Source organism: Lysinibacillus sp. BS3 (genome assembly GCF_039614735.1).
GTDB classification, from domain to species: domain Bacteria; phylum Bacillota; class Bacilli; order Bacillales_A; family Planococcaceae; genus Lysinibacillus; species Lysinibacillus capsici.
The window spans coordinates 2,596,993-2,622,500 of the sequence record NZ_CP154860.1; the positions used below are offsets into that span (position 1 = coordinate 2,596,993).

The following is a 25,508-nucleotide window of genomic DNA, read 5'->3' on the forward strand; positions in this document are numbered from 1 at the left end:
GAAGTGAATAACTAATATATGAAAAACAATTTGATTTACCCTCTTTTGATTGTTATTGCATCTAGTAGTTACGGGATCTTGTCGACTATTGTCAAAGTAGCTATGCAGCATGGCTTTACATCAGCGGAGGCTGTATCAAGCCAATATATTATTGGCTTTTTACTCGTAATATCCATCTTTATTTTTACTGACAGAAAATTACCAAGACCGTCCAAGAAGGGCTTACTTATTTTAATATGCGCGGGAATTTTTACAGGGACAACAGGTATCGTGTACGGAGAATCTTTAAAGTATCTTCCTGCTTCTCTTGCAGTAGTCATGTTATTCCAATTTACATGGATTGGTCTACTGATTGATTGTGCCCTCCATAAAAGATTACCAAGTAGACCTGAAGTAATTTCAATCGTTATCTTATTTATAGGAACGATTCTAGCTGCAGGTGTATTAAATGTAGATTTAAGTGACATTCCTATTCAAGGATGGCTATTCGGTTTTACAGCAGCCGTTACTTTTGCATGTTTTATTCAATTTAATTCTCGACCCGTCGAGGGCGTGACTACCACATCAAGGGTATTAATCGTTTCCTCTGTAGCCCTTATTTTGATCAGTATTTTCCTAAGCCCCGAGGTTATTTGGAACGGTAAACTATTCATGCAAGGCCTGTGGAAATACGGACTAGCACTAGGTCTTTTCGGTATCATTTTACCGATTTATCTATTTTCAATTGCTATCCCTAAAATCGGTGGTGCGCTTGCTTCTATTTTAAGTGCCATTGAATTACCAGTGGCTGTTACTGTTTCTGTTATTGTTTTGCATGAACCTTTAACTGCTGTACAAATTATCGGGATTGTACTGGTGATTGCTGGTATGATGCTGCCAACCATTGTTGCACAACGTCAACAAAAGGATAGCTTATTAGAAGCACATTCATAAAACGACAAAAAACTCCTTAAAAATGGAATGATTCCTTTTTAAGGAGTTTTTTTGAACTTTAACGAAATGCCATTGCTTACCATTATGCACTTCGCTATGATGAATGCAAATGTAATTTTTTAATAATTCTAACATTAATGTTCCCCTTCGGTATTATACTGCAATATGCAAGTAACTTACTTTAAGAAAGGGGAAGTTGATGAAAAAAGCCTATATTCTTGGTTTTTTCCTTATGTTAATGCTTTTCGTTTTAGCTGCTTGTAATGGCAAAGATCAGCAAAATTCTACAAATGATGCAGCAAATAATGACGAGGCATCGGATGGTAAAAAAACAGAAGTAGCAGCAACGTCGCCTTCAGGCAAGCTAGTAATTTACACTGGACGTGACGAAGAAATGGTGCAAAATGTGATCGATCAGTTTAATGAAAAATATCCAGACATTGAAGTAGAATTTCTAACGATGGGTGCTCAACAAATTTTAGAACGTCTTCGTGGAGAGAAAGCAAATCCTCAAGCAGATTTTTGGTGGGGCGGAACCCAATCAGCGCTCATTGTTGGCGCCAATGAAGACTTACTACATGCTTGGCAGCCGAGCTTTATTGACTCTATTGATACCACACACAAAGATGTTGAAGGACGATGGTTCGGCGAGATGCTGTTACCAGAAGTAATTATGATTAATAGTGATTTACTAACAAAAGAAACTGGTCCACAGGACTGGGATGACTTATTAGATCCTAAATGGAAGGATCAAATTTTAATCAGAGGTGTACTGGCGTCAGGCACAATGCGTACGATTTATTCTTCCATGATTGTACGGCAAGATGCAGATTCACCAGATAAAGGCTATGAATGGTTACTACAATTAGATGCCAATACAAAGGAGTACACACAAGACCCTAATGCCTTGTATTTAAAGCTAACACGGCAAGAAGGCAGTGTCTCCCTATGGAATCTACAAGATATTTTGTTAAAAAAATATACGACAGATTATCCTTTTGATTATATTTATCCTAAAAGTGGAGCACCTATTTTAGTAGACGGTGTAGCAGTTGTAAACAATGCGAAAAACCTAGAAAATGCGAAACTATTTGTAGAGTTTTTATTTGAAAAAGAGATGGTAACACAATTAGCTAATGATTACTATCAAATTCCTACACGTTCTGATATCGACAAAGCCTCCATGCCAGAATGGTATCAGGAATTAGATTTAAAAACATTTGATATTGATTGGCAGCTAATGTCTGACAAAGAAGCAGAATGGATGGAATACTGGGATAACAATATTAAAGGGCGCGGTAAATAGTAGAACGGGTAAAAATTCGGCTTATACAGCGGATTTTTACCTTCCTGTATCATCTAGATTCTTTGTTAGAGAGGAGCTAATGATTGAGAAGTGTCAGAATTGAAAATGTCTCGAAGCAATTTGGTCAAGTGTATGGCGTGAAAGACTTAAATCTTGAAATAAAAGCTGGTGAATTTTTTACCTTTCTCGGTCCTAGCGGCTGTGGCAAAACAACCACTTTAAGGATGCTTGCAGGCTTTTATTACCCTACTAAAGGCAAAATTCTTTTTAATGAGCGAGATGTCACTCGACTTCAGCCCAATAAGCGCAATATCGGCATGGTATTTCAAAATTATGCCCTTTTCCCCCATATGACAGTTGATGAGAATATTGCATTTGGTTTACAAGTTCGAAAATTTTCAAAAGCTGAGATTCAGCACAAGGTTGATCGAATTAGAGGCCAAGTGCATCTTGCTGCTTACGGCAACAGAAAAATAAATGAGCTATCTGGTGGACAGCAGCAACGTGTTGCTTTAGCTAGAGCACTCGTGATAGAGCCAGATATTTTATTGCTTGATGAACCTCTATCCAATCTAGATGCAAAATTGCGTGAGGAAACACGTATTGAAATCAAACGAATCCAATCTGAGCTTGGAGTCACAACGATATACGTTACTCACGATCAAATGGAGGCCATGTCTATGTCGGATCGAATTATGGTCATGGAAAATGGCTATATCAAACAAATTGGTACTCCTCAGGAAATTTATCATCAACCCAAGGATCGTTTTGTGGCAAATTTTATTGGTGAAACTAATTTAATTGAATGCTCAATCCAAGCTATTGATGGGGAAAATGTACAAGTACGAACAGTGAATGGACATAATTTAACTGGGCGAAAGCAACAAAGCTCTCCCTCTTTAACGCATATGATTGGAGACAAAGTATTTATTTCTATTCGTCCAGAATCGATTCAACTTGGAACTGGTGAAAACACATTAACAGGAAAAATTACATTTGTTGAATTCACAGGCATTAGCGTTAATTACATTGTAGATTTTACTGCGTTCTCACTTAAAGTAATGCTTATTAATTCTTATGACCAAATCAAAAAGATCGGTGAAGATATTACAATCCATATGGCACAAGATTCACTGTACTTTTTAGGGGAATAGGAGGAAGCCAATATGGGGAAACAGTCTGAAAGTACGTGGACGCGAATTTTTCATGCTAATTGGTTTGTCTATGTTTTAATATCGCCATTATTTTTAGTGTTATTCGCCTATGTGGTTTACCCCTTCTATCAAACTTTCATCCAAAGCTTTGCTGGCGATGAAGCATTCTTTCACTATAAGAAATTTTTTGATATAGCTAGTCCAGCAAATTTAGAGGCCTTGTGGACCAGTATTTATATTTCATTTATCAGTGTTATTTGCTGTGCACTTGTTGGGGTAACAATGGCCTTTTTACTAGAACGCTATAATTTCCCTGGGAGACGGATATTGTCTGTTTTAGTTTTGGTTCCAATGGCACTTCCTCCTCTAGTAGGTGTTTTGTCCTTTTCATTTTTATATGGTGATAGCGGGATTTTCCCACGAATTTTTCAGCATCTATTTGGGTTGGATCACGTTCCTTTTGCCTTGAAGGGAATATGGGGCGTCATCGTTGTTCATACATTCACAATGTATACGTACTTCTATTTGACTGCCTCTGCTGCTATTAAGGGGCTTGATCCTGCTCTTGAAGAGGCAGCTACTAGTCTGGGTGCAGGGCGTATTCGCGTATGGACAAAGGTTATTTTACCAATGCTCACACCTTCTATTGTTGCCTCATCCTTATTGGTGTTTATGATTTCTATGGCTTCTTATACTGCACCTTTGATGTTTGGTGTAGAGCGTACTATGACGATGCAAATTTATTTATCACGTACAAATGGGAATCTTGAGATGGCTGCAACACAGTCGATGATATTATCTTTTGTATCTATCACTTTTTTAATCATTATGCGCTGGTATCAAAATCGCAGAAATTATCAAAATCTAAGTAAGGGAATTAGTGTTCATCGTTCAGAGGTATCCTCAAAAAAGGTAAAAATTATCGCAACAATTGCTTCTTTTGTTGGCACATTAATATTGATACTGCCTATTTTAGTGTTGATATTGATCTCTTTTTCTGTGGATGGCGCTTGGAAAACGCAAATTCTCCCGACCGACTATACAATTGATCATTATATTGCCCTTTTTACCGATGAGCGCACATGGCGACCTATTTGGAACTCCATTCAAATGGGTGTCATTGCAACACTGGGCAATATCATCTTTGGTGTCGCGGCTGCTTATGCTATGGTGCGCTTAAATTTTAAAGGGAAAACCTTGCTCGATATTTTGATAATGGTACCTTGGGCTTTGCCAGGAACAGTTGTTGCTGTTAATTTAATTGCTGCTTTTAGTACAGAAAGTATCTTTAGTTTTAATCAAGTATTGATCGGGACATTTTGGATTTTGCCATTAGCCTACTTTATTCGACATTTACCACTTGTTTTTCGATCAACATCCGCCTCTCTTGTACAGCTAGATCAATCGATTGAAGAGGCATCACGTGGCTTAGGAGCCAACTGGTGGTATACATTTAGACGTATTGTCGTGCCTTTAACATTCACCGGGATTTTAGCAGGGACACTCTTAGCCCTCGTGCAAAGCTTTGGTGAATTCGTTGCATCCATTCTAATTTACAGTACATCCACTATTCCATTGTCTGTAGCGATATTCCAAAAATTATATGCATTTAAATTTGGGACCGCCTGTGCTTATGGTGTCTTACAAATTTGTTTAATTTTAGTTGTCCTTATTATTTCTGAAAAACTATCAAAAGGCAGTGCTGGTACAGCCATTTAGCTGCCAATCTATTAGGGGGCCATGACAATGTTTGAAGATTTTCGCAATAAAACACAGCTGGAAGATGGGATGATATTCCCTTCTAACATCTATCGAAAAATCGTTTTACAGCCAGCTTATGATGAGGCAAAAAAAAATTTTTTAACAATTATGCTACAAATCAATATTGCTCATTTAAAAATGTTAGAAGAACAAGGACTTGTAAAAAAAGATGAAGCAAAGCAAATTGGGATAGCTCTAAAAAAAATTGACTTAAATTATTATCGTTTAGAGGATTACAGTCCCCAATATGAGGATTTATTTTTCCGCATTGAAAATAAATTAATAGAGCTTGCTGGTGATGTTGCTGGAAATCTTCACATTGGCAGAAGCCGAAATGATATGGGTATTGCCATCTATCGAATGACATTAAGAAAAAAATTATTACTATTAATGCGCGAGTTACTAACATTACGTGATGATTTAATCGCTGCTGCAGAGGAACATATCGATACCATTATGATTGGCTACACACATACACAGCAGGCCCAGCCTACAACCTTCGCCCATTATTTAAAGGCCGTCATCGATCAGCTAGAGCGTGATTTTGAACGAATGCAGCATGTCTATAAAACCGTCAATCGTAGCAGTATGGGAGCCGCTGCCTTAACAACGACAGGCTTTAATATTAGTAGAGAACGTATGCGTGATCTACTAGCCTTTGATGATATTATCGAAAATGCATGGGATGCGGTTGCAGGAGCAGATTATATAGCTGAGGCTGCAAGTATTGTACAGCTTGCAGCACTCAATCTTGGCCGTACTTCTCAAGATTTTTTATTATGGGCTACTCAGGAGTTTAATGCGTTTACACTCGCAAGTCCATATGTGCAAATAAGCTCTATTATGCCTCAAAAGCGTAATCCTGTTTCTATAGAACATACACGCTCATTACTATCTGCGGTTGTAGGAGATGCAAGTACAGTATTACAGATGGTACATAATACACCTTTTGGCGATATCGTAGACACTGAGGATGATATGCAGCCTTATTTATGGCGTGCCATTGACCGCTTAATTGGTATTTATAAGTTGTTTGGTTCGCTTGTTGTTACAATGGATGTCAATAAGAAGAAGTTAAAAAATCGCGCTGATAATAGCTTTGCGAATGTCACTGAGCTCGCTGATACATTAGTCCGTTCAGAGGGCATTTCCTTCCGTCAAGCACATAGTATTGTTAGTAAATGTATTAAGGTTCTACTTGCTCATGGAGAGGAATCATTAGCTAGTCTTACATGGGGACTTGCAAATACACAATCGAAATTGATCACGGGCAAGGAATTAACTATTTCAGAAGAGGATTTCTATAAGACATTAAAACCAGAATCTTTTGTTGGTGTACGTACATTACTAGGTGGACCCGCTCCAGCCACTATGAAAGCTGCCCTTGAACGCTCCAAACTGAATGCCCATGATTTTTATGAATGGATTCGCTTAAAGGAAAGTTCCATTATTGAAGCAGAAAAAGAACTAACAGCCTTTCTAGAGGAATGGAATCAATGAAGCAATGGTTATTAATTATTGATGGTGGGGCGACAAAAACAGCATGTGCAGTTGTTCATGCTGAATCTGGTGACATTGAATATTCTATATCCGCTAAAGGCTCTAATTATCAAGCCATTGGTGTTGAATCAGCTACAGCAATTTTACAAGAGCTTTTAGCAAATGTTGAAACATTTTTGCAAAAGTATCCTAATTCTCAAATTGCTGTAGCTACCTTTGCTTTAGCTGGCATTGATTCTCCGAAGGATCATGCAATCGTCGTGGCCATTGTTCAAAATGCCCTTCAGACCACACAGCTACAAATCGATACACTGATTATTGAAAATGATGCGGAGGCCACACTATTAGGTGTGACTGCTGGACAGGCAGGTGCACTACTCATCGCTGGAACAGGAGCTATTGCCTATGCCTTTGATGGGCAGCGGATTGTACGTGTAGGGGGTTGGGGACATCGGGCTGGCGATGAGGGAAGTGGGTATTGGTTAGGGCAGGAAGTCGTAAGAGCTATATTTAAAATGGAGGATGGTCGTGGGAAACCAACAATCTTAAAGGAAGCCGTCTATCAATCTTTAGGTATACAAGATGTTACAGAGCTCGCTGAATGGCTATTCCGCCCTTCCTATACCAATGCACAACTGGCCAAGATGGGTTCCTTTGTGGCAAAGGCAGTCGAGCAAAAAGATGCTTGTGCCATCGAAATATCTCAACAAGCAGCCCACGAACTAGCTATTCTAGCAAACGCTGTATTAAAAAAAATTAACTATCAGAATACACCATTTACTCTATATTGTAATGGTGGTGCCATCAAGCATAATCCACTCATTTTAAAGATGTTTACAGAGGAAATAACCTTCATGTATCCTCAAGTGGACATTACCCTTTGTCAGCATCAGCCTATTACTTATTTAATTGAACGAACAAAAAGGGCATATGACTGTTTATAAGTCATTGCCCTTTTCTTGTTTTTAAAGTGCCAGTCTCTTCAATTCATTCGTCGTAAAATAGAGATACCCATCCTTTATAAATAAATCCTTCGAATCCTCCCTATTTAGTACCTCTTCTCCACTACCATCTGGACGAATCTTTGTTAAATACGCCCCTCGTGAATAATTACTAAAGTAGAGCCAACCATCCGAATAAACGATATATTGTGCACGGGAATTTGTGACACGCTTCGTTTTACCAGTTTTCATATCTAGTACATATAACTTATTGTCATCTGCAATATTACTATAAAACAATTGGTCTCCAACCTGTGCTGGGAAGTCTATATCATGATAATAACTATACAGTGTGCTTGTTGCTTTTGGATAGTCTTCAGCAATCCACGTGTGATCCTTCGCCATTGTACGGTCATCTACTAAAAAGTATTGGTAGCGTATTGCGCCCTTACGATCTGGTACTGGATCATTCCATGTCGTATCGAGATGATACCATTGTCCATCCAGCTTGACTAGATTCCAAGCATGTCCCTCTTGACCTACATAGCCTACGATATATTTTGTTTCAATACCCAATTTTTGAAGCATAGAGTGGGCAAGTAAAGCATAGCCCTGACATACTCCCCCGTGCTCGGCAAGAACGGTATAAGCGCTGTGTGGGCTAGAATTCGTTTGTTCTGTATAGGAAGTATTGGCAACAATATAGTCATTGACAGCTCGTACCTTTTCTACATCCGTCATAGATTTTTTACTAATCTTAGCAATAATTTCTTGAACATTCATCTCTACATATGCCGCCTGCTCTGGCGTCATTAAATAGCTCTGTTCTCCAAAAATAGTTGCTTTATTTCGCCCATATTCATATCGAATTGAATGTTTACTTACATGGCCGTAAACATAGTCATCGCGTTTGATAGCATTGTTATAGGCCTCTTCTACAATTTGTTCAATTCGCTGTGTATTCCCTTTATATTGAATTTCAAACTTTGGTGAAAAGCTATTATAATACGCATACATCGCATCAGCCAGTTCCTTGGCATTTGTCACGACTAACTTTGTTTCAGGTTTCTGAATAGGTGGAGCTGTAGGGGCTACCTCCGCTTCATGGACATCTTCTATAGGTAGGGCTGTTTCAATTGAGGCATTATCTGAAAGTCTTGCAGTAACATCTACAATCTTCTCTTTAGTTGAAAGTAGCATAGTTTCTATTTCATCATTATTTGTCCAATCGACCACCTGCTGAACAACAGCCTTACCAGCCGTATAAATAGGATCAATAAAAATAATAATAATGGCAATTATAGCTAATTTCTTCCACAAACTCCTCACCTCCAACCGTCTTCTTTACATTATATACAAAAAAAGCACAAAGAACTCACTTAAGGGTCCATTTGTGCCTGTTAATATTTGTTTGTTGACTTAATTAATTTTAAGTTTATGTTCTTTTGTCTGGACATTATACATTAAATAATTGTCACTAACCTTTAAATTTGTTACTGGCTGCTTCACTAGCACCTCAGCTTTTAACGTTTTTAAATCTAGCTTTGTCAAATACCCACCGTTACTGTAATCACTATAATATAGGTTTTGATTAGTCCCTGTAATATACAACGCACGTTTATCTAATACCTTTGACTTGCTACCACTAGTCATATCAAGCTTATACAGTTTATCGTTATCTGCAGTATTACTAAAATAAACAATATTATTTAACTGATGTGCGAAATGAACATTAAGCAAATAACTGTATTTAGTGCTTGTAGCAGGAGGATAATTTCCTTTAATCCAAGTGTGATCTTTGCTAATTTGATTGTCCGACACTAAAAAATAGTCATAGGACGCCGCACCAACGCGATTTGGCAAAGGATCGTTCCATGTTGTATCCAAATGATACCATTTCCCATCAACCTTTACTAAATTCCAAGCATGTGCCTCATTCCCATTTACAAAACCTACAACATATTTTGTCTCTATCCCAGACTGCTCTAACATAGCATGTGCTGCCAATGCATAACCCTGGCATACAGCCTGTCCTTCAAAAAACAAAGCATAAGCACTATGTGGACTTGCCTTAGTTTTAGTCCCGTACATAGTATTGGATACAATATAATCGTTAATAGCTTTTACTTTTTGGAAATCTGTCATAGAAGGTTTGATAATATTTTTCAATATTAGATTAATCTTTTTTTGTACAGCTACTTCTTGAGTTTGACTTGTCAGGTACTTCATTTTATACGTTACATTCCCTAGAGAATCTGCGGAAACCATGGTACTTTCTATATGTCCACTTGCATAAACGGCTTGTTGCTTAGCTTTTTCAAGTGCGTCCATCATTTCTTTTTTGAGGTCGCCTATTTTGCCTGTATACGTAATTTTTATATCGGTCTCAAAGTTTTGTATTTGCTTTGCAAGTTCTTCTGTTAATTGATCCCAATTTACTACTGTTGAGTTAGCTACCATAGGATAAATTTGGGAGGTATTTTCTGTTTGTTTTGCATAGACTGCAGTTGGACTTAATATCAATAAAGCCGCACCACATAACAATAATTTTTTCATCACTCATCACCTTCCCTTTGATTCTTTCTTCACTATTTAGCATAGCAAAGAATGTACCTACTAAGCTATCATACAAGTTCACTAACTAAGACTTTTAACTAAAAATATATTAAATTTTATATAATATAAAATACCTAATAATAAAATATAATTAGCGAATATAACTATTTTTTTGCAAAATAATAAAACTCACCTAATTAATAGTGAGTTTTATTTCGATTTAGATTCTGTAATTGTTCAGGAGTTTAGAAAATTATCTACTTTTCACCACTAAATTAACTGCTTCCTGAATGGCTTCGTTCATTTTTTCGCCATCCCCTTCAGCATTCTGTACACATTCCAATAGGTTTGTACTAACAATAACCCCAACTGTACGGTCTACAGCAGAGCGTACTGCTGATAATTGTGTAATGACTGCCTTACAGTCTTTTTCCTCCTCCATCATTTTCAAAATGCCACGTAGCTGTCCTTCCATCCGCTTCACACGATTTTTCACTTGATCTGAATATTCCATATACATTGCTCCTTCTCTTATACTCGCTACGCTCTAATGAGTGATCGTTATTCTTTATCCTAGCTCATTATTTTAAATTTAAACCTAGCCATTACTATTCCTTGGCTTTAGATAATTTATGAGCATTCTCGTAATAATGGTACCAGCGTTTGTTATTTCATCGTACTGAATTATTGAATTCTTTTTTATACGTAATTGCCCAATTTCAACTTCGAAAACTGGACACTTTCTTTTAAGTGCAGCAACTAACATATTTGTATCATAATCATAGCGTTCACCTTTTACTTTCATTAACCAAGGCAACTCATTGATGGAAATATAACGTAAACCTGTTTGTGTATCCATTAATTTCTTATGATACAGTATCTCGAAAAATAAGCTTGTTGCACGATTTCCCCAGTAAGAAAGAAATGTACTATCAGTTGAACGAAAGTTACGTACACCTAGCACAATCCCTTCAGAAAACACCTTTGTCATCGTTAAAACAAGCTTCACATCTTGTAAAGTATGTTGCCCATGGGCCCCAATTGTAAGGATACCATGGCACCTCGCTTGTTGTTCTCGTATATATGCAAAGGCGGTCTTAAGTGCGCCACCCTTACCAATATTGCAATCATGCTGTAGTACTTGGCAGCGTTCAATTTTATCTAGGTTTTCAAAAATATCTTTATATTTTTGATCACTCCCATCATTGACAATGATGATTTGTGTAATAGTCGTTGCTAACAATTGATGTACATAGGTAATGAGTGATTGTTGTGGATTATATGCTGGTATAATAGCTGCAATATTTTTCATTTCGATCCCCCACCTAAAGGCTGACAGGTTCTCCGTAGCTACGAATCTCCCTTATATCAAATAGTATCATGTAACAGCAACAATTCAACTGATGAATCCCATTAAAACATATCAATAATATCGATTTTTCTCCGATATATGAACAAAGAGATGAAGAGGCGCTTTGTAAAAAGGTTGAATAAGAAATTGCTTGCAACGACGCCGAGGTAATTAACTGAAAGAGGTGAGTACTTTCGTCATGCATTATGAAAATCTTGAAGAACAATGTCAAAAATTAAGACAGCTGTCCTTCACAATATTAGCTAAAAATTTACAGGATGCTAGTTTGCTCGCCATTTCAACCCCAGCAGAATCCTTACAGAAGTCACTTCTTGTATTAGAGGAAATTTTATATGAGATTTACCGATTGGAAATGCATACCGAACCTAAACTCAAAAATGTCCGAATGCTATTAAATAATCGAAGTTTTGTGGCGCAAATTCATCCTCGTCGGATTTATTTATTGATGAATCTAATTCATAAAATGACAAGCCATACTAGTAATGACATTGTAGAAGCCAAAGCAGCTAAAATTGTTTTAGATTATCTTAGCGATATTGTTGAATGGTTTATGAAGCGCTATGATCGTAGTTTCAAATCGAACCGCATGTCTTCTCATGTCACAGAACTTCCTTCAATATTTGATAAAAATATACTTCAGCATGAGCAGTCTCAAGAGGCTTACGAACATGCTGTCAAATGGTTTGAAGTAGCTGCCCAGAACGGAGATGCAAGTGCTCAATATAACTTAGGTGCTCTTTACAATCATGGTCGAGGGGTAGAAAGGGACTATCGGCTTGCAAAAATGTGGTATGAACGAGCTGCCACACAAAATGACGCAAATGCTCACTATAGCCTTGGTGTACTTTATCATCTAGGCCAAGGTGTTATACAGGATTATCTAGAGGCTGCACGACATTACCAAATAGCTGCTGATTTAGAGAATGCTGACGCTCAATACAATTTAGGTGTACTCTATAATCAAGGCTTAGGCCTATCTCAAAATTTTAACGAAGCTGCCAAGTGGTATACCTTAGCAGCCAATCAAGGTAATACAAGTGCCCAAAACAATCTAGGCTTCCTTTATCATAATGGCACGGGTGTGGAGCAAAGCTATGATAAAGCCGTTGCTTATTTCAAAATGGCTGCCTTAACTGGAGATGCAAGTGCTCAATACAATCTCGGCTATATGCATCTAAAAGGGCGTGGTATTCCCCAAAACCAAGAAGAAGCGGCAAAATGGTTTCATATGGCTGCTTTACAGGACCATGTTAACGCAGAGTTTCAACTGGCCATGCTCTATAATACTGGGCAAGGAATGATAGAAGATCATATAGAAGCTTTAAAATGGTTCAAGCTAGCGGCACATAAAGGACATTTAAATGCTCAATACTGTCTTGGCCTGCTGTATGAAAAAGAACAGAATCTTGTGTCAGCAGAAAAGTGGCTACTGCTAGCTGCTGACAATGGCCATATCAGCGCTGGCTTCGAGCTAGGACGTCTATATGTATATCAGCTTCAAGATCCAGCCAAAGCAATGTCATATTTTAGGTCAGCGGCAGAAAAAGGCTATGCAGATGCTCAGTATGAGCTTGGCCTATTACTGACATCTGGAAATGGTGTTCCTATAAATTATAAGGAGGCCGTGAAATGGTGGCGAGCAGCAACCGATCAATCACATATTCAAGCTGAATATCAATTAGGTCTACTATATGAACAGGGATTAGGGGTAGCCTTAAATCTTGAGGAGGCGCGCAGATGTTATCGCCTAGCAGCCATTCAAGGCCATACAGGTGCGCAGTATCAACTCGGCAATTTATTTGATAAAGGTAAAGGGGTAGAGCAGGATTACACAGAGGCAGCTAAATGGATTGAACAGGCTGCGTCACAAGGACATATGAAAGCACAATACCAATTAGCCCAAATGCACATTCATGGACAGGGCGTACCAAAGGACTTTGCAAAGGCAGCCCAGCTTTATCGACTATCTGCTAATCAAGGGCATCAAAAAGCCCAATTCCAGCTTGGTATGCTATACAAAAAAGGGCATGGTGTTGCACAAGACTATCAAGAGGCGACAAGATGGCTGAAAAAGTCACTTGAAGAAATTAAATAAATATTTTAAAACCTACCGCATCACGAATGACACGGTAGGTTTTATTAAAGACTGCTAGTATCCTTTTGTTGTTGAATCATAAATGTTACAACAATAAATAAAGCAAAGCTAATTAATAGTGTAGTTCCTCCTACAATAAAGAAGACTAATGTAAAAGTGCTACCAAAATTAAATGGATTTATATTGTAAAACCACATGCCTAACGTTAAGCCCAGAACACCCACAATAGCTGTCCAACCATGAATGGTTACTAATTTTTGTGATTTCACTTTGAAGGCTCTATAAAAAATACCCCAGGCAAACATACTAAGCCAGCCGACCAGTAAAATATGTGCATGTATCGGTCTATATTCATAGCTACCTGATCCCGACATATGTGAACCTAAATATGTGCCGATTAAAGCAAAGATTGCCGCTAATCGAATAAGACGTATGCTCCACTTTTGTTCCATACGATAACTCCCCCTAGTTGTGTTTCAACTAAGTAGCAGTTTATCGTGTGAACATGAACTTTATATGAACTCCTTATGACAAAATTGGTAGATGGATATAAACCTTTGTGCCCGCATGCATCGTACTTTGCATCTGTATGGTCCCTCCATGTAGCTCAACAATTTGTTTGACAATCGCTAAGCCTAGCCCTGTCCCTTGCTTGGTTCTAGACGCATCGGCGCGATAAAAACGGTCATATGCTTTGGCTAATTGATCCTCAGTCATTCCTATCCCACTGTCCTCAACAAGAATTTCAAGTGAGGCAGATCTTTTTTGTAAATGTAGATGTATTTGCCCACCCTCTACATTATATTTAATGGCATTTGTCAGTAAATTATCCCATACATTTTGTAAAAGCCCTGCATCGCCATCATAAATAATTTGCTCAAGCTTATATGAAATTTGAAGCTGTGACTCTTCCATTTGCCAGCGATACTTTCGTACGGTTTCCTTCAACTGTTCATCTAAACGATAAGACTCACGTTTTACAATTCTTGTCGATTGATCAAGGGAAGTTAATAATAATAACTGTTTCGTTAATGTAGATAGGCGTTTTGTTTCTAGCTCTATGATTGCTGCATATTCCTGTCTTTCCTGTTCAGTAAGGGAAGGATTTTTCAGTAAATCTACGTACCCTTGAATATTTAATAAAGGCGACTGAAAATCATGTGATACATTACTAATAAATTCCTTCCGTGTACGATCATTTTCCTGTAATCTCTCGGTCATCCTATTAAAGCTTGATGCTAATTGACCAATTTCATCTGCACGATCAATATCTAGAACTGTATCAAATTTTTCATGTGCTAGCTGTTGAGTGGCTGCTGTTAACTTCGTAATGGGGCGAATTAATGCTTTAGCAAATAGTAGCATGGCAAGAAGACTCAGTACTGTCATAACCAACATTAATCCTGCGAGTATTGTATGCACCTCAGAAAACAATAAACGAATATCTGGTCTTATGAATAGTGCATAGGACTTGCTTTCATAGGTAAATGGCACACCAATTGTATTATTCAGTTCGTTAGCAAAAAATCCTGTTACAAAGGTTTCTTTAGGAAAATCTCGCATACCATGATAGGTTTGCCCATTTAAAACATGCTCCACAACAGATGTTGACAATGTTTTATCACGATATGGACCGCCAAAAAAATGCCCCTTCTCACCAGTTGTCACATATATTTGATAGCCGATTTCACCCAAGGTTGTTAGATAGCTATTTAAATCTTCTGGTTTGTTTGTCTCAATATAATGCACAATATCCTGTGCTATGCTAACATTTTTCGCATCATTTTTTTCTTTTACAACTTGATGGTAATAGGTATTCGTTACCAAAAAGCCCATACATAAGCTTCCGATCATTACTAGCATTGTTGTTACAACAAATTTACTATATAACGTTTTCATGTTGTTTCCTCTAGCTTATAGCCAACACCTCTTACTGTTGTAATTTCAACAGCCGTGTCATATCGGTTTAATCTTTCACGAATCCGCTTCACATGCGTATTTAACGTTTGCTCATCTCCATCATAGTCATAGCCCCATACTTGTTCCATAATATAGCTACGAGTAAATACTTGATGGGGGCGTGATGCTAACAAAGCCAGTAATTCAAATTCCTTTAAAGGTAATATAAGTGTATTTTCCCCTATTACAACCTCAAAGCTTCGTCGGTCAATTACTAGTTTACCTACTTGAATGGTTACTTGATTTTTTTTATCAAATCTCCTCAAAATTGCAACTATACGAAATAATAATTCCTTTGGTTCAAAGGGCTTTACAACATAATCGTCAGATCCTGCTAAAAAGCCACGTTCTTTATCCTCTAGTTCACCTTTTGCTGTTAATAATAAAACAGGAATATCATAATCTTGAGTTAAATACTCTGTTAGTGTAAAACCATCCATTCCTGGCATCATCACATCGACAACAGCTAAATCAGGCAGATTCCCTTCGAGTAAGGCTAGTGCCTGCTTTGCATTTTCAGCAAGTAGCACTTGGTAGCCTTCCTTTGTAAGATAAATATTGACTAGTTGTAAAATATGAACGTCATCATCGACAACAAGGATCTTCATCTGCCCACCTCCAGTTAATAAGAAAAAATTCGATCATATAGAACGAATTTTTTCATCACAAATTACTATTATTTTATAACGAAAATATAGAAATCAACAGCAATAAGACAAAAGGTAAACCAATCACAATATAGCCTCTAGGATTGGCAAGGTTCATGGTCCATCCTACCCCGAAGCGTTTCTCCACAAAAACGGATGGGTCTTGTCGATTCATATAAATTAAGCCGCCCTTCCAATAACGATCCTCATCCACGTCCATTACCTTGGAATCTATATTTGCTTCATAGCGTACTTTATGTTTATACTTTTTCACCACATATATCAGTAATGAACCCAGCAAAACAACTAAGAACAAAATAAATACTGGTAATAGCTTATAGCCTACTGTCATAGAAGGATAGATGTTGCTTAATTGTAAAATTGTTAATAAAGCTGTTAACGCAGAACTTATCAGTAGTATTTGCCAACTCATGTATTTTCGTGTTTTTAGCTGATCCTCCAACGATTCCTCTTTGCGATTTACAGCTAATTTAATTGCAGAACGTTTAATGGAGTCGGTAATTCCCCACATCATACATTGCATCATTAGCATTACCAGTGGCAGTGAAATAGCCGTAAAATAGGTCTTGTTTCTCCATGCATCCGCTTCACCACTCGGCCCCCAATGTACTGCTATATCATTTGGCATGAGATCGTAATGAAGGTATGTGTAAATGATCAAAAATACGGATATTCCTAATGGTACAGCAAAAAAAGACCAAGGAAGCATTTCATCACGACTTCTTGCAGTTAAATCCACTGCCCGTACTTGTTTAATATTTGCACCCCACTGCTCTTGTTTTTTCAACTTCGATACCTTTTGATGATTTATCCAATACAACGCCATACTTACTGTAAGCATACTAAACAAACAGCTTAATAAAACAATACTTTGAATAGCTTCAGAAGGAGCAAATTGATTGTAACTTATAATCATGATGATTAGAAAAACTATCCCTGTTCCCCCTACGAACCGCACATACTGTTTTTTCAACTGAGCTAAGATGGGATGCTTAATAATTTGATCAGGCACTGTGACTCCAAAAACGATAGTCTCTCTTACAATATAGGGAACAACTATTTGCAAAGCTAATGTCATGATGTAAATGGTTATAAAAACGCCAAGTAGCATTTTGCTACACTCCCTCTGCTGGAATTTGCAAATCAGCAAATACTTTTTTCATCATGTGCTCAATTTGTTCAGCTGTTGCACCGAGCACCATTCCTTCTGCCACAACAGGTTTTAAATTCTTTTCGATTTGTCGTAGTTGCTCAGGTGATAAAGCTCTCTCCTCTTCTGAACTTATAATAGCTCCAGATTTTGGCCGAATGGTAATAATCCCTTTCGCCTCTAATTCGTGATAACTCTTATTAACAGTATGCATATTAACACCTAAATCGGCAGCTAAACTCCGCACAGATGGCAAAGTATCACCTGGCTTCATTTCTCCTCTAGCAATTCCTTCAATAATTTGACGTGTTACCTGCTCATAAATAGGTACGTCTGATTGAAATTCTATTTGAATAAACATGTTTATCAGCTCCACATTTGTTATACAACTAATATAACAAATTTCTCTCCACCTTGCATGAGATTCAAATGTTTAAATGGGGGAATTTTTTATGGTTTCAATAAACCTTTGCACAAGTAAATTCTGCTTCTCATTATTCCTTGTACAAATTGCAATTTTATGTTTAATGGCATGTATATCCTTCACATAAACTCTCGCCAATTGCCCACTCTCTACATACTCTCTAACCGCAAGAGAAGAAATAAAATTTGCACCATAGCCCGCCATGACTGAGCGAATGGTTTCATGAATACCATTAAATTGGAGTGCGATATTTGGTGGTCTCACTTGGTATGTTTGACATAATGAGAAAAGATGCTCCCTCATCGAACTACCTACTTCTCTCATAATAAAAGGCTCCTGAAACATTTCAACTAATGTAATAGATTGATGTGCATAGCGATGATTTGGCGATACTACAAACCATAATTCATCCTCATATAATTCCTCCCACTCTATTTCCTTAGGTCTTTCAGACATTCCCCCACCGTAAATAGCCATATCCGCTTTATAGTTTATTAACTGTTCAAAGGCATCCTTTGTGTTGGTTGTTGTAATCATTAAATTCGCCTGTTCATTAGCAGCCTTGAAAGTAGCCGCCCATTTAGGAATTAAAAAATTAGCAGGTAAGAAAGTTGCAACAATGTGTAAATTCCCAGTTCTTGCAAGTCGATAATCTTCTATAAATGTTTCAATATGTTGCTCAAGAGCAATAAGATTTTGAGCTTTTTCTGCTAGTGTCACACCGAATTCAGTAAGTACTACACCACGTCCCTGTTGTTGAAATAGCTGGACTCCAATTTCATGTTCAAAACGTTTGATTTGACTTGAAACTGCAGGTTGACTTATGCATAGCATTTCTGCAGCTTTTGTAAAACTGCCTGTAACCGCAACTTGATAAAACAATTTTAAGCCATGACTATTCATGATTTAACCTCAATTCATAATCTTTAGTTATGTATTAATAATAATAATATATTTTTATTATGATTCATTCTATCATACACTTGATTGGCAAGCTTGCACTTTAAAGCATAATGAAATGAGGACTGTATAATGACAGAATTAAATGTTTGGCAATACGTAGATGACTATTTCATGACTAAGCTCCTTTCAGAAAACGAACATCTTAATACTGCACTACAGGCTAATAAAGCTGCAGGTATTCCAGAGATTGATGTATCTCCTACTCAAGGGAGACTATTATATTTACTCGCAAAAATGAAAAGTGCGGTAAATATTTTAGAGATCGGCACACTTGGAGGCTATAGCAGTATTTGTTTAGCCCAAGCTCTTCCTCAGGCAGGAAAAGTTGTGACATTAGAAATTAATGAAGAGTACGCCAAAGTTGCCAAGCAAAATATAGCGAATGCAGGGTATGGACCAAAGGTTGAGGTCATTGTAGGAAATGCCCTAGATACATTACCAAACTTAAAAAACGCTGGACTATTATTTGACTTTATCTTTATTGATGCTGATAAACCTAATAACCCCGCTTACTTGAAGTGGGCTTTAAAATTAGCAAAATCTGGCGCTCTTATCATTGCAGATAATGTTGTACGTAATGGTGAGGTAACTAATGAAAATAGTGAGGATGAACGTGTTAGAGGCGTACAAGAATTTATAGATTTAGTAAAAGCAAACCCAAGAATTGAAGCAACGGCTATACAAACAGTGGGTGTCAAAGGGTATGACGGCTTTGTACTAGCCGTAGTAAATTAGCATAGAAAAACCGCGTAACTAAAAAAGTAGTTACGCGGATGTACTATATAAAAGATGCCTTACTGCTCCCCATCTAAGCTAGTAAGACATCTTTACCCCTTAAAATCTCTTAACTTTTATTTATAGACCCCTTTTAATTCAATCGTGCTCATCTCTTTAAACGGGGGAACAGACCCCGTCACGTTATGTTAGTGGAATAGGCTGGATTGTACTCGAGTGCAATCCTTAGATAGTTATTAGGAAAGTTTGATATGTTGGATAGTAGACTTGTATTTTACGCTAATTTTTCATACCCTGGAAGTGTCAAGAATTCCGCAAATTCATCTTGTTCAATTAAGGATTTAAACAGTTCAGCAGCTTCTTCATAGCGACCACTGTTATAAGCTTGTTCCCCAACAGCCTCTTTAATTTTCACAAGTTCTTCTTCCAATATTTCTAAAACAAATGCTAGTGTAATACCACGTCCATCATCTAAGATTCCTTTCGGATGACGGATCCATTGCCATACTTGTGTACGAGAGATTTCTGCTGTTGCAGCATCCTCCATCAAGTTATTAATTGGTGCAGCTCCGTTACCTCGAAGCCATGAAGCAATATATTGTACACCAACACTACAGTTAATACGTAGACCTTCAATTGTTATTGTTCCTTCTGGTACAGCTACTAAATCTTCGGCAGATACTTGTACATCCTCACGCTTTTTATGAATTTGGTTAGGCGTTGTCATAATTGCATCAAATTGCTCCATCGCTGTTGCAACCATACCAGGATGTGCTACCCATGTACCGTCGTGCCCCTCTGTTGCCTCACGACGTTTATCTTCTGCCACCTTTGCAAATGCCACTGCATTCGCCTCATCGTCATTTTTAACTGGAATTTGAGCTGCCATTCCGCCCATTGCTGGTGCATTTCGCTTGTGACATGTTTGAATACATAAAGATGTATAGGCTTTCATAAAAGGTACTGTCATCGTTACTTGCCCACGGTCTGGCAAAATAACATCAGCTTGATTGCGTAGACGCTTAATATAGCTGAAAATATAATCCCAACGACCGCAATTCAAACCAGCTGAATGTTCACGTAGCTCATATAAAATTTCATCCATCTCAAACGCTGCTAAAATCGTTTCGATTAATACAGTAGCTTTTATTGTCCCCTGTGGAATACCAATATAATCTTGAGCAAACACAAAGACATCATTCCATAGTCGAGCCTCTAAATGACTTTCAAGTTTTGGTAGATAGAAATATGGCCCTGTACCTTGTGCAAGTGCGTTTTTGGCATTATGGAATAGATATAAACCGAAGTCAAAGAAACTGCCAGAAATCGGCTCTCCATCCACCAGGACATGCTTCTCAAGCAAGTGTAGACCTCGTGGACGAACTAACAGCACTGCTGTCTCATCATTTAATTTATATGTTTTACCATTGGATTCTTGTGTAAACTCAATCGTCTTATTAATAGCATCACGCATATTAATTTGACCGCCAATCATATTTTCCCATGTCGGAGAAGATGCGTCTTCAAAGCATGCCATGAACATTTTTGCTCCAGAATTTAACGCATTAATAACCATTTTCCGATCAACTGGCCCTGTAATTTCAACACGGCGATCTTGTAAGTCGTTTGGAAGTGGTGCGATTACCCAATCACCTTCCCGAATATGCTTTGTCTCTGGTAGGAAATCCAGCTTCTCTCCCGCATCAAGTCGTTTTTGGCGTTCTTGTCGAGCCTCCAACAGCTCCTTGCGATGAGCATCAAATTTTTCGTGCAGAGCAAGAACAAATTCAAGAGCTTCAGGTGTCAAAATTTCATTAGTTTGCTCATTTTGTTCTCCAACAATTTTAAGCTTACCTGTCGTTGCTTGTTCCATTAGCTGTTTACCCACCTTTGCCATTTTAGTTTCGTCATCCCCCGCTTTAGGAGGAGCGGAGGAGACTATTCTATGATTATGAATTTAGGAAAACACGTATTTAAATTACGACTTATACAAACTGTTCCGTTTCAGTAGAACCTGCCATTGCTGTTGTAGAAGAAGTACCACCAGAGATAACTTGAGAGATTTCATCAAAGTATCCAGTACCTACTTCGCGTTGGTGACGTGTAGCTGTATAGCCTTTAGACTCAGAAGCAAATTCTGCTTGTTGTAGCTTAGAATATGCAGCCATACCATTATCTTTATAGTCATGAGCAAGCTCAAACATAGAGTGGTTAAGTGCATGGAAACCTGCTAAAGTAACGAATTGGAATTTGTAACCCAACTTACCAAGTTCACGTTGATACTCTGCAATTTCTTCTTCTGAAAGATTTGCCTTCCAGTTGAATGAAGGTGAGCAGTTGTATGCAAGCATTTTACCTGGGAACTTAGCATGAATAGCTTCAGCAAATTCTCTAGCTTCTTCAAGTGATGGTTTAGAAGTTTCACACCAAATTAAATCTGCATATGGAGCGTAAGCTAAACCACGAGCAATTGCTTGTTTGATTCCAGCTTTTGTACGGAAGAAGCCTTCAGGTGTGCGTTCACCAGTGATGAACTCTGCATCACGTGGATCAATATCTGATGTAACCATATCAGCAGCATCAGCATCTGTACGTGCAATTAAAATTGTATCTACACCCATTACATCTGTTGCTAAACGTGCAGCTACTAAGTTACGAACAGCATTTTGTGTTGGAAGTAATACTTTACCTCCAAGGTGTCCACATTTCTTTTCAGATGCTAATTGATCTTCTAAGTGAACACCCGCTGCTCCTGCTTCAATCATACCTTTTACAAGCTCGAATACGTTTAGAGGCCCACCAAAACCTGCTTCTGCGTCTGCTACGATTGGCGCGAACCAATCAAATTGATCAACACGTCCTTCAGCATGATCAATTTGATCTGCACGTTGAAGCGCTTGATTAATTCGTTTTACTACTGCTGGTACAGAGTTAGCTGGATATAATGATTGGTCAGGATACATTTGACCAGACAGGTTTGCATCAGCAGCTACTTGCCAGCCTGATAGATAGATAGCCTTTAATCCAGCTTTTACTTGTTGTACTGCCTGATTCCCCGTTAATGCCCCCAATGCATTGATAAACGGTTCCTCATGTAATGAATTCCAAAGTCGAGTAGCACCTTTTTGTGCTAGTGTTTGTTCAATTACTACTGTCCCCTGTAATTTAACAACTTCTTCAGCTGAATATGTGCGTTCAATACCAGCCCAACGTGGGTTTTCAGCCCATTGTTTTTCTAAAGCTTCGATTCTTTCTTGACGAGTTGACATATTGAAATTCCACCTTCCCCTTTGTGTACAATATACTCTGTTAAAAAACTTTTAATTATCTGTTCCATAACAGGTTTATTTGTTGTAAATTAATATATAACAGACTATTTGAATTTTCATTATTTTTCGATAAAATATCAAATTTTAAGGATAAAACTACCTTTTTTGACGATGAAATTTGGAAGACTGTTTACAAACAAGGGGGATATTCACAATGAACAATGAGTTAAATTCTTTCGTAAAAGATATTTCACAACAATATATTTTTATGTTGAAAGACTGGATACCTGCTGATTCATCCATTGCTATTGCTGTTGAAAATGCTTATGTTTATTTTCACTCTGGTCACCAAAGTATTCATTTAGAGATAGGTCAACAAGTATTACCTGGGAGTATTGCCGATCAAGTGTTACAGACTCAAAAAAAAACAGATGCTATTTTAGATAATTCTCTTTTCGATACGCCATATTATGGCATTGGTTATCCCATATACATTCAAAATAAGCCTGCTGCTCTCGTCATTGTCCTACCGTCATCATTTACAGCAAAAAGAGCAGAACCATTTCAATTTTTAACTGGAAAGCAAGAGGAGGAATGGAATCCTGTAGCAATTAATAAAATATCTCATATTGAAAGCCTACAGAAAAAAACATGGTTTTATGTAGAGGGTGATCAGTATAAAACAAGTATTACACTTAAAGAACTTCAATTACGATTACCATCATATTTTATTCGTATCCATAGATCTTACATTGTAAATATACATTTCATAAAAAAAATGGCACGTGATTTAACGTCAAATTTTATTGTCACTTTAATTGATGGAAGTGAGTTACCAGTAAGTCAATCTTATCTAAATGATCTTCGGAGTGCTCTTGAGTTTTAGTATATAGGGCTGTCCTTTTCCATGGACAGCCTACTTTGAGACAACAAAAAAGACCAGAGAATACATTCTCTGATCTTTCTTTTGCCTAGCGACGTCCTACTCTCACAGGGGGAAGCCCCCAACTACCATCGGCGCTAAAGAGCTTAACTTCCGTGTTCGGTATGGGAACGGGTGTGACCTCTTTGCCATCATCACTAGACTTTGTATTTAATTGAAAGATTTATTCTTTCAAAACTGGATAAACGGCACATTGAATGTTTCAAACGTTTTGGTTAAGTCCTCGATCGATTAGTATTCGTCAGCTCCATGTGTCACCACACTTCCACCTCGAACCTATCTACCTCATCGTCTTTGAGGGATCTTACTTACTTGCGTAATGGGAAATCTCATCTTGAGGGGGGCTTCATGCTTAGATGCTTTCAGCACTTATCCCGTCCACACATAGCTACCCAGCGATGCCTTTGGCAAGACAACTGGTACACCAGCGGTGTGTCCATCCCGGTCCTCTCGTACTAAGGACAGCTCCTCTCAAATTTCCTACGCCCACGACGGATAGGGACCGAACTGTCTCACGACGTTCTGAACCCAGCTCGCGTACCGCTTTAATGGGCGAACAGCCCAACCCTTGGGACCGACTACAGCCCCAGGATGCGATGAGCCGACATCGAGGTGCCAAACCTCCCCGTCGATGTGGACTCTTGGGGGAGATAAGCCTGTTATCCCCGGGGTAGCTTTTATCCGTTGAGCGATGGCCCTTCCATGCGGAACCACCGGATCACTAAGCCCGTCTTTCGACCCTGCTCGACTTGTAGGTCTCGCAGTCAAGCTCCCTTGTGCCTTTACACTCTACGAATGATTTCCAACCATTCTGAGGGAACCTTTGGGCGCCTCCGTTACCTTTTAGGAGGCGACCGCCCCAGTCAAACTGTCCGCCTGACACTGTCTCCTGCCCCGCTAAGGGGCATGGGTTAGAATTTCAATACAACCAGGGTAGTATCCCACCGACGCCTCCTTCGAAGCTGGCGCTCCGAGATCTCTGGCTCCTACCTATCCTGTACAAGTTGTACCAAAATTCAATATCAGGCTACAGTAAAGCTCCACGGGGTCTTTCCGTCCTGTCGCGGGTAACCTGCATCTTCACAGGTACTATAATTTCACCGAGTCTCTCGTTGAGACAGTGCCCAGATCGTTACGCCTTTCGTGCGGGTCGGAACTTACCCGACAAGGAATTTCGCTACCTTAGGACCGTTATAGTTACGGCCGCCGTTTACTGGGGCTTCAATTCGCAGCTTCGCTTGCGCTAACCACTCCTCTTAACCTTCCAGCACCGGGCAGGCGTCAGCCCCTATACGTCACCTTACGGTTTTGCAGAGACCTGTGTTTTTGCTAAACAGTCGCCTGGGCCTATTCACTGCGGCTCTCATGCGCTTGCACGCTCAAGAGCACCCCTTCTCCCGAAGTTACGGGGTCATTTTGCCGAGTTCCTTAACGAGAGTTCTCTCGCACACCTTAGGATTCTCTCCTCGACTACCTGTGTCGGTTTGCGGTACGGGCACCTCTCACCTCGATAGAGGCTTTTCTTGGCAGTGTGAAATCAGGAACTTCGTCCATACGGACTCGCCATCACAGCTCAACGTTACAGTGTGCGGATTTGCCTACACACACGCCTTACTGCTTGGACGCGCACAACCAACGGCGCGCTTACCCTATCCTACTGCGTCCCCCCATTTCTCAAACGGTGAGGAGGTGGTACAGGAATATCAACCTGTTGTCCATCGCCTACGCCTATCGGCCTCGGCTTAGGTCCCGACTAACCCTGAGCGGACGAGCCTTCCT

The 25,508-nt window shown here is 38.7% G+C and carries 21 protein-coding genes and 2 rRNA genes (1 of these 23 running past the window's edge); 9 read left to right on the top strand and 14 right to left on the bottom strand.

The genetic code is table 11. The features are described 5' to 3' along the window. Window positions 1-18: 18 nt before the first annotated feature. The 6 genes from AAJG31_RS12740 to AAJG31_RS12765 all read left to right on the top strand — a co-directional run bounded on the left by AAJG31_RS12740 (window position 19) and on the right by AAJG31_RS12765 (window position 7,598). Complete coding sequence (locus tag AAJG31_RS12740; RefSeq protein WP_048395789.1) at window positions 19-933, top strand: DMT family transporter; 915 nt, start codon at window positions 19-21, stop codon at window positions 931-933. A 199-nt stretch (window positions 934-1,132) separates the two neighbouring features. Beyond that, window positions 1,133-2,239: an extracellular solute-binding protein gene (locus AAJG31_RS12745; RefSeq protein WP_048395791.1), complete on the top strand. Its 1,107-nt coding sequence runs from the start codon at window positions 1,133-1,135 to the stop codon at window positions 2,237-2,239. A gap of 83 nt (window positions 2,240-2,322) precedes the next feature. Then, the gene (locus tag AAJG31_RS12750) at window positions 2,323-3,393 is read left to right on the top strand and encodes an ABC transporter ATP-binding protein (RefSeq protein WP_279493609.1); all 1,071 of its coding nucleotides are present in this window, start codon (window positions 2,323-2,325) and stop codon (window positions 3,391-3,393) included. A gap of 12 nt (window positions 3,394-3,405) precedes the next feature. Further along, complete coding sequence (locus tag AAJG31_RS12755) at window positions 3,406-5,112, top strand: iron ABC transporter permease (RefSeq protein WP_279493606.1); 1,707 nt, start codon at window positions 3,406-3,408, stop codon at window positions 5,110-5,112. Window positions 5,113-5,139: 27 nt separating this feature from the next. Next, window positions 5,140-6,654, top strand: a complete 1,515-nt coding sequence (gene argH / locus AAJG31_RS12760; RefSeq protein WP_279493605.1) for an argininosuccinate lyase — start codon at window positions 5,140-5,142, stop codon at window positions 6,652-6,654. Beyond that, window positions 6,651-7,598, top strand: a complete 948-nt coding sequence (locus tag AAJG31_RS12765) for a BadF/BadG/BcrA/BcrD ATPase family protein (protein ID WP_279493603.1) — start codon at window positions 6,651-6,653, stop codon at window positions 7,596-7,598. Before argH ends, AAJG31_RS12765 begins: the two co-directional genes overlap by 4 nt. A gap of 21 nt (window positions 7,599-7,619) precedes the next feature. Here the strand turns inward: AAJG31_RS12765 and AAJG31_RS12770 are convergent, their stop codons facing one another. From AAJG31_RS12770 to AAJG31_RS12785, 4 genes are all read right to left on the bottom strand, one after another. Further along, entirely contained in the window at window positions 7,620-8,915 is a 1,296-nt protein-coding gene (locus AAJG31_RS12770; protein ID WP_048395800.1) for a transglutaminase domain-containing protein, read from the bottom strand. A 99-nt stretch (window positions 8,916-9,014) separates the two neighbouring features. After that, on the bottom strand, window positions 9,015-10,151 hold the full coding sequence (locus AAJG31_RS12775) for a transglutaminase domain-containing protein (protein WP_279493600.1): 1,137 nt from the start codon (window positions 10,149-10,151) through the stop codon (window positions 9,015-9,017). 253 nt (window positions 10,152-10,404) lie between these two features. Continuing rightward, complete coding sequence (locus AAJG31_RS12780; protein ID WP_004233098.1) at window positions 10,405-10,665, bottom strand: metal-sensitive transcriptional regulator; 261 nt, start codon at window positions 10,663-10,665, stop codon at window positions 10,405-10,407. 84 nt (window positions 10,666-10,749) lie between these two features. After that, complete coding sequence (locus AAJG31_RS12785; RefSeq protein WP_279493598.1) at window positions 10,750-11,463, bottom strand: glycosyltransferase family 2 protein; 714 nt, start codon at window positions 11,461-11,463, stop codon at window positions 10,750-10,752. Window positions 11,464-11,701: 238 nt separating this feature from the next. Between AAJG31_RS12785 and AAJG31_RS12790 the strand changes: the two genes are divergently transcribed. Then, on the top strand, window positions 11,702-13,618 hold the full coding sequence (locus tag AAJG31_RS12790; RefSeq protein WP_279493597.1) for a suppressor of lin-12 (Sel-1L): 1,917 nt from the start codon (window positions 11,702-11,704) through the stop codon (window positions 13,616-13,618). 44 nt (window positions 13,619-13,662) lie between these two features. Here the strand turns inward: AAJG31_RS12790 and AAJG31_RS12795 are convergent, their stop codons facing one another. The 6 genes from AAJG31_RS12795 to AAJG31_RS12820 all read right to left on the bottom strand — a co-directional run bounded on the left by AAJG31_RS12795 (window position 13,663) and on the right by AAJG31_RS12820 (window position 18,722). After that, window positions 13,663-14,070 carry a hypothetical protein gene (locus tag AAJG31_RS12795; protein WP_115673083.1) on the bottom strand — a complete coding sequence of 136 codons (408 nt, stop codon included), beginning with the start codon at window positions 14,068-14,070 and terminating at the stop codon, window positions 13,663-13,665. A gap of 73 nt (window positions 14,071-14,143) precedes the next feature. Next, on the bottom strand, window positions 14,144-15,517 hold the full coding sequence (locus AAJG31_RS12800; protein ID WP_279493596.1) for a HAMP domain-containing sensor histidine kinase: 1,374 nt from the start codon (window positions 15,515-15,517) through the stop codon (window positions 14,144-14,146). Then, window positions 15,514-16,185 carry a response regulator transcription factor gene (locus AAJG31_RS12805; protein WP_279493595.1) on the bottom strand — a complete coding sequence of 224 codons (672 nt, stop codon included), beginning with the start codon at window positions 16,183-16,185 and terminating at the stop codon, window positions 15,514-15,516. Before AAJG31_RS12805 ends, AAJG31_RS12800 begins: the two co-directional genes overlap by 4 nt. A gap of 73 nt (window positions 16,186-16,258) precedes the next feature. Next, window positions 16,259-17,356: a DUF5808 domain-containing protein gene (locus AAJG31_RS12810; protein WP_054548489.1), complete on the bottom strand. Its 1,098-nt coding sequence runs from the start codon at window positions 17,354-17,356 to the stop codon at window positions 16,259-16,261. Between the two features lie 4 nt (window positions 17,357-17,360). Further along, window positions 17,361-17,756, bottom strand: coding sequence for a GntR family transcriptional regulator (locus AAJG31_RS12815; RefSeq protein WP_279493593.1), 396 nt, complete (start codon window positions 17,754-17,756; stop codon window positions 17,361-17,363). 72 nt (window positions 17,757-17,828) lie between these two features. Beyond that, window positions 17,829-18,722 carry a LysR family transcriptional regulator gene (locus tag AAJG31_RS12820; RefSeq protein WP_054548490.1) on the bottom strand — a complete coding sequence of 298 codons (894 nt, stop codon included), beginning with the start codon at window positions 18,720-18,722 and terminating at the stop codon, window positions 17,829-17,831. A 129-nt stretch (window positions 18,723-18,851) separates the two neighbouring features. Here AAJG31_RS12820 and AAJG31_RS12825 point away from each other — a divergent pair, with 129 nt between their 5' ends. Next, the gene (locus AAJG31_RS12825; protein WP_269897519.1) at window positions 18,852-19,517 is read left to right on the top strand and encodes an O-methyltransferase; all 666 of its coding nucleotides are present in this window, start codon (window positions 18,852-18,854) and stop codon (window positions 19,515-19,517) included. A 274-nt stretch (window positions 19,518-19,791) separates the two neighbouring features. Here the strand turns inward: AAJG31_RS12825 and aceB are convergent, their stop codons facing one another. Both aceB and aceA read right to left on the bottom strand, forming a co-directional pair. Beyond that, window positions 19,792-21,390: a malate synthase A gene (aceB, locus tag AAJG31_RS12830; protein WP_279496411.1), complete on the bottom strand. Its 1,599-nt coding sequence runs from the start codon at window positions 21,388-21,390 to the stop codon at window positions 19,792-19,794. 112 nt (window positions 21,391-21,502) lie between these two features. Then, window positions 21,503-22,786, bottom strand: a complete 1,284-nt coding sequence (gene aceA, locus AAJG31_RS12835) for an isocitrate lyase (protein WP_279493591.1) — start codon at window positions 22,784-22,786, stop codon at window positions 21,503-21,505. A gap of 214 nt (window positions 22,787-23,000) precedes the next feature. Between aceA and AAJG31_RS12840 the strand changes: the two genes are divergently transcribed. Then, on the top strand, window positions 23,001-23,672 hold the full coding sequence (locus AAJG31_RS12840; protein ID WP_257962188.1) for a LytTR family DNA-binding domain-containing protein: 672 nt from the start codon (window positions 23,001-23,003) through the stop codon (window positions 23,670-23,672). 83 nt (window positions 23,673-23,755) lie between these two features. Here the strand turns inward: AAJG31_RS12840 and rrf are convergent. Both rrf and AAJG31_RS12850 read right to left on the bottom strand, forming a co-directional pair. After that, window positions 23,756-23,871, bottom strand: a 5S ribosomal RNA gene (rrf, locus tag AAJG31_RS12845). 69 nt (window positions 23,872-23,940) lie between these two features. Then, window positions 23,941-25,508 (bottom strand): 23S ribosomal RNA (locus tag AAJG31_RS12850); it runs 1,360 nt beyond the window's last position.